This is a genomic window from Brucella sp. MAB-22 (assembly GCF_025908475.1).
Classification (GTDB): domain Bacteria; phylum Pseudomonadota; class Alphaproteobacteria; order Rhizobiales; family Rhizobiaceae; genus Brucella; species Brucella anthropi.
In genome coordinates this window covers 920,650-936,158 of the sequence record NZ_CP109781.1, presented here as the reverse complement: position 1 = coordinate 936,158, position 15,509 = coordinate 920,650, and the positions used below count along the sequence as shown (strand labels likewise).

Here is a 15,509-nt window from a genome sequence, read left to right as displayed (position 1 = left end):
GATGGGGAGTATCATCTCGATATTGAAAGAGTTTGAGCGGGAGCAGCAAATACCTCATTCTATTCAGCCTATCGAGACAAGCTCTTGTGAAAGAACGTTCATGGTTTCAGCGCCATCGGCGGTGATGAGGAACTGTTCTTCGATCATGAGGGCTCCTAGTCCGTTTGCGTAAAACGGCGCCTCCACGGCCAGCACCATGTTCGGTTCGATGGCCATGTCGTTGCCATGCGAGATGAAAGGCCATTCCTCGATCCCGAGCGCCGAGCCGACCGAGTGCCCGAAATGCCCACGATAATATTCGCTAAAGCCATGACGACGCATGGTGGAGAGCATCGCTTCGTGAACCTGACCGAATGTGTTGCCGGGTTTCAGCAGAGCTGTTCCGGCTTGAAAGGTCTCCTGGAGCGCTTTGTAAATCTGCTCTGCAAGAGGAGCAGGCTTGCCATAGACGAAGGTGCGCGCGCCATCCGAAGAATAACCATTCACAAGCGTGCCGACATCGGCCTTGATGAGGTCGCCTTGCGCCAGTTGTGCGGCAGGGTTTTGAAGGTTCGGCCCGACCGAAATATACGCCCAATGGCCGGACAGGCTCTGGCCGTTTGCTTTGGCAGCATTGGTCGCTCCGGTCAGCCAGGCATCGGAAAGCTCGGCGGCTGTGGAGCCCGACCGCGCTGCAGTCGCCATATTCTGCAACCCGCTTTCCGCATAACGGGCGGCATTGCGTAGATATCCAATCTCGCGGGGGCTCTTTATCAGGCGCAACCGCCTTACGATGCTGGAAGCATCGCGCCATTGGGCAAAAGGCAGAATTTCTTTCAACAACACAAAATCAGCCACAGGCATGAATTCAAGGTCGACGCCGAGGCTGGCTTGAGCGAGACCACGTTCGGCAATCATATCTGCAAGCAGTTGAAAGGCTGCTTTCTGGTCGAAGGTTTCCGGGCGGGGACCGATATTACCACTGTTGCGATAGGCAGCGTTGAGGTCTTCTATCGAGTGGGCGTCTCGAACCGTGACGGCGTCAATCCAGATTCGATGCGAGCGGAAGTCGATCTCATCAGCCGTTGCGCGTGCTGCTGTCAGCGCCTGATCGCTGACAATAGCGCCAGGACGTGCCGAGGCATCCGCTGGAACCAGCGCTATGGCCGAACCGGCGCGCCCCCACATTGTCGCCACGCCCGCAGCAATTCCGGTGGCATAACGAAAGTTTTCCGGCTGAAAAAGCACCAGTGCATCCAGTCCTTCTGCAGTGAGCAGATCCTGTACGCGGTTCCGATCCATATAAGTCATGGCTGATCTCTTGAGGTTATGCTTTGTCAGTGCGCCTTATATCGGACGGCTTGTGCTGCAGTCCGGATGGTTTGTCCAATAGATTGACTCTTTATGGAATAAATTTCTAATAATTCTCGCTATCTCACGGTGCCACCGCTTACCGATGCTCTCGCGGTCGCGGTATAAGCGTTGCTAACGGAGAGCCTGATAGGGCGCTTTCCACGCAGGAGAATAATATGGGCGGCTTCAACATTCGTGATCGCAAATCTGGATTGGCTTACTGGAGCTTGAGCGCGGCATTGGCCGTGACGCTCGGTATCGGATCGTTCAGCCAGGCGTTGGCGCAGGAAAGCGACCCGGACGCGACAATCAATATCGGCTCGCTCTACGAGCCGCAAAACCTCGACAATACCGCCGGTGCAGGGCAGGGCATCAACGAAGCCTTCAACGGCAATGTCTATGAGGCCCTGTTCCGGCTTGCCGACGACGGCAAAGTCGAGCCGGTCCTGTCGAAGGATTACAGCGTCAGCGACGACGGGCTGACCTATACGTTCAAGCTGCAGCCGGGCGTGACTTTTCACTCTGGAGCGCCGTTGACTTCCAAGGACGTCAAATTCTCCATCGAGCGCGTTGCCGCGCCGGAATCGAAGAGCTCACGCAAAAGCAGCCTCAAGACTATTTCGGCCGTTGAGACTCCGGATGATGAAACCGTTATCGTCAAGCTGTCTTCGCGCTCAATCTCGCTGCCGTACAATCTAAGCTATGTATGGGTGGTGAACGACGAAGCGAAGGATCTGCAGTCGAAGGAAGACGGAACCGGACCTTACGAGCTGGAAGACTGGCGTCGCGGGTCGTCCCTGTCGATGAAGCGCTTCGATAAATATTGGGGCGCCAAGCCGAAAAACGGCGAGGTGGTGTTCCAGTATTTCACCGATGCAAGCGCGCTGAACAATGCTTTGCTGACCGGTTCGGTTGATATCATCACGTCGGTTCAAAGCCCGGACTCGCTAGCCCAGTTCAAGGACAATCCCGATTTCACCGTCAGCGAAGGGCAGTCGACCACCAAGCTGCTGCTGGCCTATAACGACCGTATTGCGCCATTCGACAATGTCAAAGTGCGCAAGGCGCTCGCCCGTGCAATCGACGACCAGAAGCTTTTGAAGGCTGTGTGGGGCGATTATGGCACGCTGATCGGCTCATTCGTACCGCCGACCGATCCGTGGTATGTCGATCTCACCAAGGTCGACGCCTATGATCCTGAAAGTGCCAAGGAACTTCTCAAGGAAGCTGGTTACCCGGATGGCTTCACCTTCACTATCGATACGCCGAATTACGATCCACACCCGATTGCCGCGCAGTTCATCCAGAGCGAGCTGGCCAAGGTCGGCGTAACCGTCAAGATCAACGTCATCACTGCCAATGAGTGGTACACGAAGGTCTATAAGGCACACGATTTCCAGGCCACCTTGCAGGAGCATGTGAACCATCGCGATATCGTGTTCTATGGCAATCCCGATTTCTATTGGGGTTATAACAATCCGAAGGTTGTCGAGCTCATCAAGGAAGCGGAAGCAAGTGCTACGACGGATGAACAGACGGCCAAGCTGACCGAGGCGAACAAGATCATTGCCGAAGATGCGGCCAGCAACTGGTTCTACCTCTATCCGCAGATCGTTGTTTCGAAAAAATCAGTGAGCGGCTACCCGATCAACGGCCTGAACTCCCAGTTTTCTGCCTATGACATTGTGAAAGCGGAATAATAACCGCCAGTCGATATCGAGAACATCAACTCGACAGATCGCGCCGCCTGAATTAATTTCCGGCGGCGTTGTCGCATTTGCATGAGGGTCCGAGCGCTGCCCTGACATCGGAGAGGTAAACGCTATTTTCGCCTATATCATACGCCGTTCAGCCATATTGGTTCTGTCGGTTTTCATCGCATCGATCGTGTTGTTTCTGCTGTTGCGCCTTCTGCCGGGCGATCCCGCAAATGCGCTTGTTTCTGTCGGCGCGGATGCGGCGCAGATCGAGGCAGCGCGCAAGCAGGTCGGTTCGGACCTGCCTCTCTACGAGCAGTTTCTGCGTTTTATCGGTAGCCTCCTGCGCTTTGATCTTGGTAATTCCTTTGTGAGTGGAGCACCGGTTCTTGCCGAAATCGGCAAGCGGCTGATTGTGACCGTGCCTTTGACGCTGATGGCATTCGTCGTTGCGATCATGATCGCGGTGCCACTCGGCATTCTGTCGGTTGTGCGCCAGAACCGCTGGTATGGAACGGTGATATCCGTCATCTCCCAGCTCGGCATCGCCGTGCCTGTGTTCTGGATAGGCATTCTGCTGGTCTGGTTTTTTGCAGTTAAGCTGCGGTTGTTCCCTTCGGGTGGTTTCCCATCACGAGGATGGCAGTCGGCGCCGGCTGCTTTTCAATCGCTGGTGTTGCCGGTCACAACCATTGCCATCGTCATGTCGGCATCGTTGATCCGTTATGTCCGTTCGGCCACGCAGGACGTGCTTGGCAGCGACTATCTTCGTACCGCACGGGCGCTTGGCGCGACATTCTCGCAGGCTCTTGTCCGTCACGGTATCCGCAACGGCGCGGTGCCGGTGATCTCGATCCTCGGTATCGAGCTTGCCTCGACTTTGCTTGGTGCTGTGGTGGTCGAACGTGTCTTCTCGTTGCCGGGTCTCGGTTCGATGCTTCTGCTCGGCATAGAGCAGCGCGACTATCCCAATGTTCAGGGTGTTCTGTTTGTATCGACGCTTCTGGTGCTGCTGGTCGGCTTTGCCGCAGATCTCCTGCAACGACTGATCGACCCGCGCTTGCGCCAGCGGTCTGCGGGAGGTCGTGCATGACGGAGCCTGCTGATATGACGCCTGCCGTCGGGGATGAAAAGCCGGCTTACCGACTGCCATGGCCCCTTATTGTGGGTGGATTGCTGCTGGGGTTGCATCTGGCCGTCGCTCTTCTCTCGCTGGTCTGGACACCTTACGGTGCTGGCGAAATGGTCGGTGGACGACTGGAGGCTCCGTCCTGGCTGCATTGGGCCGGTACGGATCGTCTGGGACGCGATTTGATGACACAAATCATGATCGGTTCGCGCATTGCGCTTATCGTCGGCTGTGGAGCCATCGCACTCAGCGCAGTGATTGGCGTCACGCTGGGTGTGCTTGCGGCGTTTGCAACGCAGACGCTTGATGACGTGCTGGCGGCAACGCTCGATATTCTCATCGCCTTCCCAACCCTGTTGCTGGCCATGTTGATCGTGGCTTCCAGCGACGGTGCAAGCCTGACGACCGCCATCATGGCCATCGGTATCGCCGGATCGGCCATCGTGGCACGTCTGACCCGCATCCTCGCAAAGCGGGTTCTGGCGATGGATTACATTACGGCATCGCGCATTTCCGGCACATCACGGCTCGGGTTGGTCCGCATCCATGTGCTGCCGAACATCTGGCCGACACTGATCGTCAATTTTGCGCTTCAGTTCGGTCTGGCGGTGATCGCGGAAGCATCGCTTTCCTATCTTGGTCTTGGCGCTCCACCGCCCAATTCATCCTGGGGACGGCTTCTGCAGGAGGCACAGGCGTCGGTTTATACGGCGCCGTTCGGTGCCATAGCACCCGGTCTGGCGCTTGTCTCATTGGTGATCGGGCTCAATCTGTTTGCCGACGGGCTGCGTGACGTGGCCGACCCAACACGGAGGAGACAACGTTGAGCATTTTGCTGAATGTGGAGAACCTCCAGATAGAAACGGCAGGCAGGTCTCTGGTTTCCGGCGTCTCGCTGTCGGTTGGGCAGGGGGAACGGGTCGGTCTGATCGGTGAATCCGGTTCGGGCAAGTCGTTGACGGCTCTTGCCATCATGGGACTGTTGCCGGACGGCATGCGGGCAAGCGGATCGATCACGCTCGACGGCCACCAAGTGATAGGGGCGCGAGACCGTGAGCTGGTGCCATTGCGCGGGCAGAGCATTGCAACGGTTTTTCAGGAACCGATGACGGCGCTCGACCCGCTGATGCGGATTGGCAAACAAGTCGGTTTGGTCGTCCGTCGCCGCGCGCTTCGGGATGGTCGCAGAATTGGGCAAGCTGACGTGAATGCCGAGGTTCACTCGCTTCTGGAGCGTGTATCCCTGCCGGACCCGGAACGCATTGCCCGTTCCTGGCCACACGAAATATCGGGCGGTCAACGCCAGCGTGCGGCTATCGCTATGGCTCTTGCCTGTCGCCCCAAGCTTTTGATCGCGGATGAGCCGACGACGGCGCTCGATGTCACCACGCAGGCCGAGATTTTGAAACTACTGGAGCAATTGGTGCGGGACGAGGGAATGGGGCTTCTCTTCATAAGTCACGATTTGCCAGTGGTTGCGACCGTTACCGAACGCGCGCTGGTCCTGCGGAACGGAAAACTTATAGAAGAAGGGCCGGTTGCGGCACTCTTCACCGATCCGCAGCAGCCATATACGCAGGGGCTCGTGGCCGCTGCACGGGCGTTTGATGCTGCTCTGGAGGTTGCGCGATGACATTGATGGACCTTTCGGGCGTTTCCTTTGCCTATGCCGGTGGTAAGACGGTTTTGCATGATGTCGATCTGAAACTTGAGACCGGAAGCAATCTGGGCATTGTCGGTGAGTCCGGTTCCGGCAAAACAACCATGTTGAAACTGCTGCTTGGACTGCAGCGCCCGTCTTCGGGGAACGTTTCGTTTCGCGGCAAGCCTCTGGATATTGGCAATCGCGGTTTCATGCGCGATTTTCGCCGTTCGGTGCAGGCGGTGTTTCAAGATCCCTATTCATCGCTCGATCCGCGCCAGCGTGTCTTCGACATCATTGCCGAGCCGCTGCGATCTTTGAAAATCGAGACCGATATTGCGCAGGCTGTTGCGCAGGCGCTCGATTCCGTCGATTTGCCAGCGGATGCCGCCCGCCGCTATCCGCACGAGTTTTCAGGTGGCCAGCGCCAGCGTATAGCCATCGCTCGGGCGATTGTCTCTAAACCTGAGCTCGTCATCGCCGACGAAGTGGTCAGCGCGCTCGATCTGACAACACGGGCCCGTATCATCGATCTCATGCGCTCTCTTTCAGAACGCACGACTTTTGTGGTGGTGTCACACGACATCGCACTGGTTGCGCTCTTGTGCGAACGGCTGATCGTTCTGGAAAGTGGCCGGATCGTGGAGCAGGGCAATACGCGGGACATTCTGGCCGATCCGCAGCATGCCTATACGAGGAAACTGCTGACCAGTTTGCCGAGAATGCCTCAACCCGCTTGAGGATCGAAGCATCATTATATCATCGCGATGCCGGCTCATTGATCTGCAAATGATGTGATATTTTAGGTACATCCGGGCAACAAAGTTTCCGCCGCCGCCCTCTTGTTTCCAATGAAAGCGGGCGCGAGTTCCCCGCCGAAGCCAATGTTTTAAAACGATAAAAGATGAGTATTTGACGCATGTTTGTTTTCTCTGCCTGGAACTCTTCTAAATCATTGTGATTGCGCGATATTTTCCGGGCCTTTATCGCGTGAATGAGTGTCTGTTCGTCCGCAGATGCTGGAGCATATGTTTAGTTCGGAGCACGCGAACAAATGACTTCCCGGTTGTGGGATCTGGCAGAACTCTATGAAAGCGAGCAGATCAGTCTGCGGGCTTTTGTGCGTCGTATTGTCGGAAATACCGCCACGGCTGAAGATGTCGTTCAGCAAGCCTTCCTGAACCTGCTTTCCCGCTATGAAGATACGGCACAGGCGCCAGGTCCTGCTTATGTAAAGCGCACAGCGCGCAATCTTGCGCTCAATCACTTACGCGATGCCCGCCGCAGGGCGGATGTCGAAATCGAGGTCGATGAGCCCGAGCGCTTTGCCGATGCGCGACCATCGCCGGAAATGACGGTGCTTTATCGCAGCGAGCTTCATCGTCTTTTACATTCCGTCGCGCAGCTTCCGCCGCGTCGGCGCGAAGCCTTTGTTCTCAACCGGATCGAGGGGTTGAGTTATGACGAAGTTGCCGAGCGTATGGGAATTTCCCGAAATACGGTTATAACGCAGATCGTGTCAGCGCTGGCTGAACTCGACTGGCGGCTTTCAGAGTAATTATAAGCGGGAACATCAAGACGCCCATGAAGGAGTTTGAAACCGATCCGGTTTACATGAAGGCGCTGGAATGGTTTGTGCTGTTACAGGACAAAACCGTCAGCGCCGATGACCGGCGTGCGTTTTCAGCTTGGATTGCATCTGACCCTGCGCATCGAGTGGCCTATGAGCGTGCGCAGACGCTGTGGCAACGCTTCGATGCCGTGAAGCCTGAATATGACCGCATCCGCCAATCGGGCCATAAATCGGACGGTCGTGTGGGCCGGCGCGGCGTTGTTCTGGGTGGCCTTGCCGCTCTCGTTCTTCTGCCTGGCGCTTATCTCTTGTCGCGTCCCGGTCTGTTTGCGACTTATCAAACGGGTGTCGGTGAACGTCGCAGCTTTACGCTTGCCGATGGAAGCACTGTCGAGCTTGGCAGCTATTCGGCGCTTTCCCTCGATTTTTCGGGCAACGGGCGCAACCTTGTGCTCCATGAAGGGCAGGGGTTCTTTCAGGTCGCCTCCGATCCGTCGCGCCCCTTTGTGGTTAGCGCCAATGGCGGCACGATCACTGCGCTCGGGACTGCTTTTGACGTGAAACTGATCGATCGGGCGGTCACTGTTTCAGTGGTTGAGCATGCAGTTTCAGTGGCTTTTGGTCAAAGCGATCCGGTGCGCCTTGATGAGGGCTGGCAGATAACTTATGGCCGTGATGAAGCGGCTTTGCCGCAACGGGCCGACCCGCAGACGGTTGAAGCCTGGCGCAATGACAGGATTATCTTTGAGGACGTTCCGCTCAGCCGCGTACTGAGCGAGCTGGAACGCTATCGTCGTGGCAGGATTTTCCTCACCGACACAGAAATCGGCAATATGCCGGTTACGGCAATTTTTGATACGCGTGATGCCGAAGCGGCTCTTGCAACCATTGCCGAAACCTTGCCGGTCAGAGTCCTGAACGGTTCCGGCTGGGTGACCGTCGTTACACGGCGATAATAACTGGATTAAAAAAATCAAATTTTTTTAATCTACCGATCATTAGATCGCGTTTCCGAGGTGTCTATTCCACTGAGGGGCTGCGAGGCAGCCATGAAGTAACAGGAAAATCCTGCCCAAAGCAGGGGTGTCAGACATCGGGGATTAAACTATGCGCGTCGATATGAAGAGCCGAATTAAGACCGGTCGTGGCCAAGGTTCGCGGGCTTTTCTTAAAAGCGGGCTGTCAGCGCATTTGCTCGCGGCGAGTGCGCTGGTTGCGGTTGCCGCATTTGCGCCGAGTGCTGTCTGGGCGCAAGCCGCAGCAAACAGCCAGGTGCAGCGCACGTCGTTTGATATTGCAGCACAGCCATTATCCAAAGCGCTGGTGCAATACTCGAACAAAACCGGCGTTCAGCTGTTCTTTGATGCAAATATTGTGCGCGGCAAGAACTCCGGCGGTGCACAAGGTTCGCTGACACGTTCGGAAGCACTGGGCCGAATTCTCTCCGGTTCTGGCCTCACATATAGTTTGCGCGGCAATACCGTCGCGATATCGGCGCAGCAATCAGTCGATGCTGGCGCGGTTGCTCCTGATGGGTCTTTGCTCCTCGATACGATTACCGTTGAAGGCAATAGTGGCAGCGACACGTCGAGGAGCGTTGTCGTTGAAAGCTCTGGCGGAGCCACCAAGACCAATACGCCGCTTATCGAGGTGCCGCAGTCAGTATCTGTTGTCAGCCGCAAGCAGATCGAGATGCAGAATGCGCAAAGCGTCACGGAAATGCTGCGTTATGTCCCCGGCGTAAGCATTGAAACCTATGGTCCGGATCCAAAAGGCTATGACTGGATTTTCATGCGCGGTTTCAACGCGCAGTCGACCAGTTCCTATCAGAACGGCCTGCGTCAGCTCTCCAATTCCTACACCTTCTTCCGTACCGATCCATACGAGCTGGATTCCATCGAAGTGCTGCGTGGTCCTGTTTCGTCGCTTTACGGACAGAGTGATGCTGGCGGTCTGGTCAATCGCGTTACCAAGAAGCCGCAGGCTGAAGCTTCGCATGAAGCATCGGTCGAATATGGCAGTTTCAATCGCAAGCAGGTTGGCGTCGACCTGACCGGGCCGGTCAATGAAGACAAGACGCTGCTCTATCGTTTGGTCGGCGTGGTTCGCAAGGGCAACACGCAGTTCGAATATTCCAATGGCGACGAGGTCAAGGACGATCGCTACATGATCGCGCCTTCGCTCACCTGGGCACCCGATGCGGATACGTCGCTGACGGTTTCGGGCCAGTTGCTGCGCGACGATAGTGGCGGCAGCGTGCTGCCTGCGACGATTAGCAGCCTTTATCCGAATTACCCAAACATTCTGGTTGGTGATCCTGATTTCAACCGCAGCGTCCAGAAACAGGGCAGCATCGGCTATGAGTTTGAACATCATATCAACGACACCTGGACGGTGAAGCAGAACCTTCGTTACGGACAGGTCAGCTTCCTGCTCGACAATGTGCTGGCGCTTGGGCTCGGACCGACCGGCATCACCCGTCAGGCGCGTCGCTTCGATGAGAATATGAGCGGGCTGGTGGTCGACAATCAGGCCATCGCAGAATTTGAAACCGGCAATATTTCGCATCAGGCTCTGTTCGGCCTTGATTACTCCTATTCGGATTCCGATGTGACGCAGTATCGTGATCCGGCCCCGACGCTGAACCCGTTCAATCCGTCTTATGGTATTCCGATTTCTGTTCCGACCACGGTAACGCAGAGCTATCGCCAGAAATACAACCAGACCGGGCTTTATGCGCAGGATCAGATCAAGTTCAATGACAACTGGATTGTCACTTTGGGCGGGCGCTATGACTGGCTGGACCTCAACAGCCATAATCGTCTCGATTCCAGTGATACAGATCAGAATATCGGGAAATTCAGCGGTCGCGCAGGTGTCACCTATGTGACGCCATGGGGCATCGCGCCCTATGTCAGCTATTCGGAATCCTTCGTGCCCAATCTCGGCGCGGATAACAGCGGCAACACTTTCGATCCGTCGGAAGGCCGTCAGTGGGAAGTCGGCGTAAAATATCAGCCAAAGGAAATCGACGCGCTGTTCACGCTGGCGTGGTTCGACATCGTGAAATCGAATGTCGTTTCCTACAGCTATATCGATGGGCCACAGGCAACGGGCGAGGTGCATTCGCGCGGGCTGGAACTCGAAGGCAAGGTCGATCTGAGCTATGGCTGGGATTTCGTCGGTTCCTACACCTATACCAAGGCGGAAATCACCGAAGATGCTGCGGCGTTCATCGGCAAGCAGGTGACGATGGTGCCGGAACACCAGGCTTCGGCTTGGCTCAATTACACGTTCAACAGCGGCATGCTTGAAGGCCTCAGCCTTGGTAGCGGCGTGCGTTATGTGGGTGCGAGCTATGGCGACAAAGCCAATACGATCAAGGTCGATGGCCGAACACTCGTCGATGCCGGTGTGAGCTACAAGTACAAGGACATGACCTTCCAGGTGAATGCCACAAACCTGTTTGACAAGAAGTATTTCACCACCTGCGAGGATGCGTTCAGCTGCTACGAAGGCGATCGCCGCTCGGTCATAGGCCGTGTGAAGGTCAGTTTCTGAGGCGAGCGTTTTGCTGACACGTCGCCAGATAATGTTCGGTTCGGGCCTCGCGCTTTGCGCGGGGCTTTCTGGCTTTGGTTTCAGAGCCGCCGCTGCATCTCCTCCACGTGTGGTGGCGATCGACTGGGCAGCGGCAGAAGCCATGCTTTCATTCGGGATTGTGCCCGTAGGGCTTTCCGATACAGCATTCTATCGTCAGCGCATGGCAGCACCGGTTTTGCCGGAAACGGTTGTTGATGTCGGGCCGTTCTGGGAGATCAATCTTGAAGCCCTTGCAGCGCTGAAGCCCGATTTTGTGATAGCAACGGATTATAATCTCGTGATGACGCCGCGCATCGCGGATGTTGCGCGTGTCGAGCTGGTGCCGAGCATCACAACGCCGAATGTCGAACGATACCAGCTGGCGATCGAGATACTGAACCGCGTCGCGGACTTGTGCGGTGTTTCGCCTTCCGTGCCGTCTTCTGTGGTTGAGGACGCGGAAAGCCGCTTTGAAAAGGCACGCGAGACTGTCTCGAAGCATAAGTATGCGGTGGGTATCATGCTGCCTGATATCGGCGGGCGTGAAATGACCATGTACGGCGAAGGCACGCTGCCCGATGCCGTGTTGCAGAAACTTAGACTTTCCAATGTCTGGAAAGGCCCGGTGAATGGAACCGGCATGGCGCGTGTCGGACTTGATCGGCTGATGGAAAGCGCTGATGCGGCGTTTCTCGTCGTGGATATTCCCTCGCAGCGGGTTCAGACCGAACGCTCCTTACAACAGAACACGATGTGGAAATTGCTGAGACCAGTGCGTGACGGGCGCGTGGCATGGTTGAACCAGTTCCACCCTTTTGGCGGTGTACCTTCTGCGGCCCATCTGGCCGATCTCATCGCCTCGGCATTGGAGAACATGGCGTGAGCAGCGTTGAAGTAACCCACGGTCGCACGCGAGCTTCCCCGCTGCGCTGGGCAATGCTGGGTTTGTCGGTCGCATTTGTATTGTCGCTCATTGTTCAGGGCTTTCTCAGCATTGCTGCGCCTTCGGAATGGCTGCGCATCGTGACAGCTACCAATCTGGACGATCCACGCCATGTGATCGGTTATTACAGCTTTCTGCCGCGTCTTGCGGTTGGCCTGCTTGTGGGTGGTGCGCTCGGGCTTGGCGGCGCAGTGTTTCAAACCGTTCTGCGCAATCCGCTGGCTGAACCCGGACTTCTGGGCGTTGCCTCCGGCGCGCAGATCGCACTGGCTTTCACGCTGGTTTTCGCACCCGGCCTATGGATTGCGGGCAACGAAGTCATCGCGCTCATCGGTGCTGGACTGGCACTCAGCCTTTCGCTGTTTATCGCCTCTCGCGGACGGTTTTCATCGACAACTGTGGTGCTGGCCGGCTTGATGGTCGGGCTTTATTGCAATGCAATCTTCAGCCTGCTCGTACTTTTCAATCATGATTACCTCATTAACCTGCTGACGTGGCAGGCCGGTTCTTTGCAGCAGGGGGGCTGGGAAGTCTGTCTTTATCTTCTCCCGCGTCTCCTGCCGCTTGCTGCACTCATCTTCATCCTGCAACGACCGCTCAGCCTTCTTTCGCTTGGCGATAATCAGGCGAAGGGGCTTGGCATTTCACCAGCAATGATGCGGCTGGTTCTGCTTGCTGCTGCGGCGGCCATTGCTGCGGTTGTTACCAGCAGTCTTGGGCTGATTGGTATGATCGGACTTGCCGCCCCCAATCTGGCGCGTGCCTTCGCGCCCGGCCAGGATGGCCGCAGGCTCTTGTGGTCGACCTTGCTTGGCGCGTTGCTGCTGGTGGGTATCGATCAGCTGCTGCGGGCCATAGCACCTTTCGTCGGCAATATTCCCGCGGGTGCCGCTGCAGGTCTTTTCACAGGCCCAATTCTTGTCATTCTGGCAAGCCGCGTTCGTCTGCCTGCTGTGCCTTCAACGCAGGAAATCACCCCGGCGAGAGAGCAGATCAAGAAACCGCTTCGCCTGCTTTTAGCGCTTTCATGCACTCTTGCCCTTTGCATGATCATATCGGCGCTGGTGTCGAGAACACCTGAAGGCTGGAGCTTGGGCGCACCAGAGGTCGTAACATGGTGGCGTGTGCCACGTATTTTTACGGCGGCCGGCGCAGGCATATGTCTTGCGGTTGCGGGCCTTGTTCTACAGGGTACGCTCCGAAACCCGATGGCCAGTCCCGACTTGCTTGGCATTGGTTATGGCGCGGGCTTCGGGCTTGCAATCGCAGTGCTCTTCATTGGCGATGCAAGCGGCCTTTCCAAGCTTGTGGTTGCCACCATCGGCGCTTTGGTGGTGCTCAGCGCCATTGCCGGGATCGGCTGGCGTATGGCGTTCCAGCCAGAGCGTGTTCTTCTTGTCGGCGTCGGCTTGGGAAGCATGTTCCATGCTCTGATGATCCTGCTTCTTGCCAGCGGCAATCCACGTGTAGCTGGCCTCCTGAACTGGTTTTCCGGTTCCATGGGCAATATCGGCTGGAATGATGCGGCCTTGGTTTGCATCTGCGCGATTATCGTTCTGCTTGCGGCTCTTCTTTTCAGGCGCCCACTCGACATCTTTCCGTTGGGCGATGTGACAGCGCGCGCTGTTGGCCTCAAAGTCTCGTCAAGCCGTGCGATCCTTCTTGCTCTTGCAGGTGTTGGAACAACAGCGGCAACGATCACTATCGGGCCTGTCAGTTTCATCGGTCTTATGGTGCCGCATTTTGCTGCCCTGCTCGGGTTCAAAAGCGTGACGACGCGCCTGCTGGCCAGCGCTCTGCTCGGCGCATTGCTGCTCGTTTTTGCGGATTGGCTTGGGCGCAATCTCGCTTATCCGTGGCCCATGTCTGCAGGGTTGCTCGCATCCCTCATCGGGGGCGGCTTTTTTCTCAGGTTACTTTCCAAACCAAATTAGCCAAATCAAACTAGCCAAGTAAAACTAGCCAAGTAAAATTGGATTGACCTTTAGTCTGAAAACCATTCCGGCTTTCAATCATTCCAGGCAGATTGAAGAAGCGAGTGACACTATTCGCTTTTCGCGTAAGGTCGACTGACTTCTATTGGATTTCTGGAACTCGCATTCATCGGCAAAAAATCCGTGACGAGATAATCCATCGGAGGGGCTTGACTGACAAGGACCCGATACAGAAAACCTAAACCATAAAAAGATACATGCCTTCTGAGAAACGGGAGAAATAAACTTTGGCAGTCGGTCGTCAATCCATGCCGCCGCTCAACGCGCTGGTAGTTTTCGACAGTGCGGCTCGGCTCGGGAGTTTCTCTCGCGCAGGTTTGGAGCTCGGCCTCACCCAAAGCGCCGTCAGTCGGCAGATTGGCAAGCTGGAAGCCTTCATAGGCTCGAAACTGTTCAACCGTCTGCCTGTCGGCGTGCAGTTGACTGCTATCGGAGAGAGCTATGCTTCGGAGGTAAGCCGACTTCTGGGCGATCTGAGCGCTGTCACAGACGGCTTGCGGGCATGGATTGGGCCGCGACAAATCACGATCGCCTGTTCACGCGGGATTGCCGATCAGTGGTTCCTATCACGAATAGGCAGGCTGAAGGCGGAAATTCCCGGAATCGAAATCCGGTTGCGTGTAACTGATGATGTGGCACATCTGCGCCTGGACGAGTTTGATCTCGCGCTATTCTATCGCAAGGAGCGGCCCATCGGGGTCAATCTGACCGTGCTGGGCCGGGAGGAAGTCGTACCCGTCTCAGCGCCAGGCGTGCCCGGTATCATGGAGCAGGAGGCACCGGTTCTGCTCGCCATCGAAGACACAATGCGCGAGTGGCAGGGTTGGCCGGAATGGTGGCATGATGCCAGACTTTCTCGTCCTGCCGGTGCACTGGAATGGCGGCTCGGTGACTATGGTCTTTGCGTTGCTGCCGCAACGCAGGGCATCGGTATCACGCTAGGCTGGACTTGGCTTATCAAGGAGCAGCTTGCGAGCGGAACATTGGTCCCGGCGCATAGCCACATGATGCGGTCGGACGCCTATTTCTATCTCATGCGACCAGCTGATCGTCACCAGCGCAAAATCGTGCGGGAAGTATCCGACTGGCTGATAGCAAGCAATGGAACCGATCCAATCACATAAAGATGATCGGATCTGTTAAACATATCATTCCTGCGGAAGAGCGACGCGGCGACGCGCAACCATGCGGAAACGGATGTATCCGATAACGGTGATGATCAGCCAGGCAACCTGTGAGATGAAGGAGCCGAGGTTGAAATTCCAGGCAAGCGAATAGATCAGCGCGACCCCGCCCAAAACATTCAGCAACGGAATGACCGGATCATCGACGGTAAAAATACGCAATTGAATCAGCGCATAGCCCAGAAGGTAAAAGAACGCGCCCACCAAGCCGACCACATCCGGCAAACCCATTTTCGATCTCCAGGATCATCAAAATCTGAAAAAGCAGGGATTGCTTTCCTGAACGAAAAGCACCCCTGCCATCACTGTTGAACGCTCCTTTATTCCTGTTCGTGCAAATGCCAAGACACACATTTCGCATGGGGGTATGCACAAAAGTCATACCCAGAAATTCGACATCAACCCTTGAAAATAAGGGGTCCAGTGAGCTACC

13 protein-coding genes are annotated in these 15,509 nt (G+C 56.2%); 11 read left to right on the top strand and 2 right to left on the bottom strand.

Annotated elements, in window-relative coordinates; genetic code table 11:
• Positions 1-63 precede the first annotated feature (63 nt).
• Complete coding sequence (locus tag OHI65_RS04155; protein WP_011982523.1) at positions 64-1,290, bottom strand: M24 family metallopeptidase; 1,227 nt, start codon at positions 1,288-1,290, stop codon at positions 64-66.
• Between the two features lie 218 nt (positions 1,291-1,508).
• On the opposite strand from OHI65_RS04155, the gene OHI65_RS04150 reads away from it, so the two are divergent.
• The 11 genes from OHI65_RS04150 to OHI65_RS04100 all read left to right on the top strand — a co-directional run bounded on the left by OHI65_RS04150 (position 1,509) and on the right by OHI65_RS04100 (position 15,016).
• Positions 1,509-3,032, top strand: coding sequence for an ABC transporter substrate-binding protein (locus OHI65_RS04150; protein WP_010660522.1), 1,524 nt, complete (start codon positions 1,509-1,511; stop codon positions 3,030-3,032).
• Positions 3,033-3,189: 157 nt separating this feature from the next.
• Positions 3,190-4,122, top strand: coding sequence for an ABC transporter permease (locus tag OHI65_RS04145; protein ID WP_010660521.1), 933 nt, complete (start codon positions 3,190-3,192; stop codon positions 4,120-4,122).
• Positions 4,119-4,985 carry an ABC transporter permease gene (locus OHI65_RS04140; protein ID WP_011982525.1) on the top strand — a complete coding sequence of 289 codons (867 nt, stop codon included), beginning with the start codon at positions 4,119-4,121 and terminating at the stop codon, positions 4,983-4,985. Before OHI65_RS04145 ends, OHI65_RS04140 begins: the two co-directional genes overlap by 4 nt.
• The gene (locus tag OHI65_RS04135; protein WP_125301107.1) at positions 4,982-5,791 is read left to right on the top strand and encodes an ATP-binding cassette domain-containing protein; all 810 of its coding nucleotides are present in this window, start codon (positions 4,982-4,984) and stop codon (positions 5,789-5,791) included. Before OHI65_RS04140 ends, OHI65_RS04135 begins: the two co-directional genes overlap by 4 nt.
• Complete coding sequence (locus tag OHI65_RS04130) at positions 5,788-6,540, top strand: ABC transporter ATP-binding protein (RefSeq protein ID WP_094515478.1); 753 nt, start codon at positions 5,788-5,790, stop codon at positions 6,538-6,540. Before OHI65_RS04135 ends, OHI65_RS04130 begins: the two co-directional genes overlap by 4 nt.
• Positions 6,541-6,854: 314 nt before the next feature.
• Positions 6,855-7,358, top strand: coding sequence for an RNA polymerase sigma factor (locus OHI65_RS04125; RefSeq protein ID WP_011982528.1), 504 nt, complete (start codon positions 6,855-6,857; stop codon positions 7,356-7,358).
• Positions 7,359-7,384: 26 nt separating this feature from the next.
• Positions 7,385-8,329, top strand: coding sequence for a FecR family protein (locus tag OHI65_RS04120; RefSeq protein WP_125301108.1), 945 nt, complete (start codon positions 7,385-7,387; stop codon positions 8,327-8,329).
• Positions 8,330-8,480: 151 nt separating this feature from the next.
• Complete coding sequence (locus tag OHI65_RS04115) at positions 8,481-10,934, top strand: TonB-dependent siderophore receptor (protein WP_125301109.1); 2,454 nt, start codon at positions 8,481-8,483, stop codon at positions 10,932-10,934.
• Between the two features lie 10 nt (positions 10,935-10,944).
• Entirely contained in the window at positions 10,945-11,838 is an 894-nt protein-coding gene (locus OHI65_RS04110) for an ABC transporter substrate-binding protein (RefSeq protein ID WP_235824424.1), read from the top strand.
• Positions 11,835-13,832, top strand: coding sequence for a Fe(3+)-hydroxamate ABC transporter permease FhuB (fhuB, locus tag OHI65_RS04105; protein ID WP_125301110.1), 1,998 nt, complete (start codon positions 11,835-11,837; stop codon positions 13,830-13,832). The genes OHI65_RS04110 and fhuB overlap by 4 nt, the downstream gene beginning before the upstream one ends.
• 287 nt (positions 13,833-14,119) lie before the next feature.
• The gene (locus OHI65_RS04100; protein WP_010660512.1) at positions 14,120-15,016 is read left to right on the top strand and encodes a LysR family transcriptional regulator; all 897 of its coding nucleotides are present in this window, start codon (positions 14,120-14,122) and stop codon (positions 15,014-15,016) included.
• Positions 15,017-15,040: 24 nt separating this feature from the next.
• Here the strand turns inward: OHI65_RS04100 and OHI65_RS04095 are convergent, their stop codons facing one another.
• The gene (locus tag OHI65_RS04095; RefSeq protein ID WP_011982533.1) at positions 15,041-15,307 is read right to left on the bottom strand and encodes a CBU_0592 family membrane protein; all 267 of its coding nucleotides are present in this window, start codon (positions 15,305-15,307) and stop codon (positions 15,041-15,043) included.
• Positions 15,308-15,509: the final 202 nt, after the last annotated feature.

Coding starts and splice junctions, on each gene's coding strand:
- OHI65_RS04155 (WP_011982523.1), bottom strand. CDS start 1,290: ATGACTTATATGGATCGGAACCGCGTACAGGATCTGCTCACTGCAGAA.
- OHI65_RS04150 (WP_010660522.1), top strand. CDS start 1,509: ATGGGCGGCTTCAACATTCGTGATCGCAAATCTGGATTGGCTTACTGG.
- OHI65_RS04140 (WP_011982525.1), top strand. CDS start 4,119: ATGACGGAGCCTGCTGATATGACGCCTGCCGTCGGGGATGAAAAGCCG.
- OHI65_RS04130 (WP_094515478.1), top strand. CDS start 5,788: ATGACATTGATGGACCTTTCGGGCGTTTCCTTTGCCTATGCCGGTGGT.
- OHI65_RS04125 (WP_011982528.1), top strand. CDS start 6,855: ATGACTTCCCGGTTGTGGGATCTGGCAGAACTCTATGAAAGCGAGCAG.
- OHI65_RS04120 (WP_125301108.1), top strand. CDS start 7,385: ATGAAGGAGTTTGAAACCGATCCGGTTTACATGAAGGCGCTGGAATGG.
- OHI65_RS04115 (WP_125301109.1), top strand. CDS start 8,481: ATGCGCGTCGATATGAAGAGCCGAATTAAGACCGGTCGTGGCCAAGGT.
- OHI65_RS04095 (WP_011982533.1), bottom strand. CDS start 15,307: ATGGGTTTGCCGGATGTGGTCGGCTTGGTGGGCGCGTTCTTTTACCTT.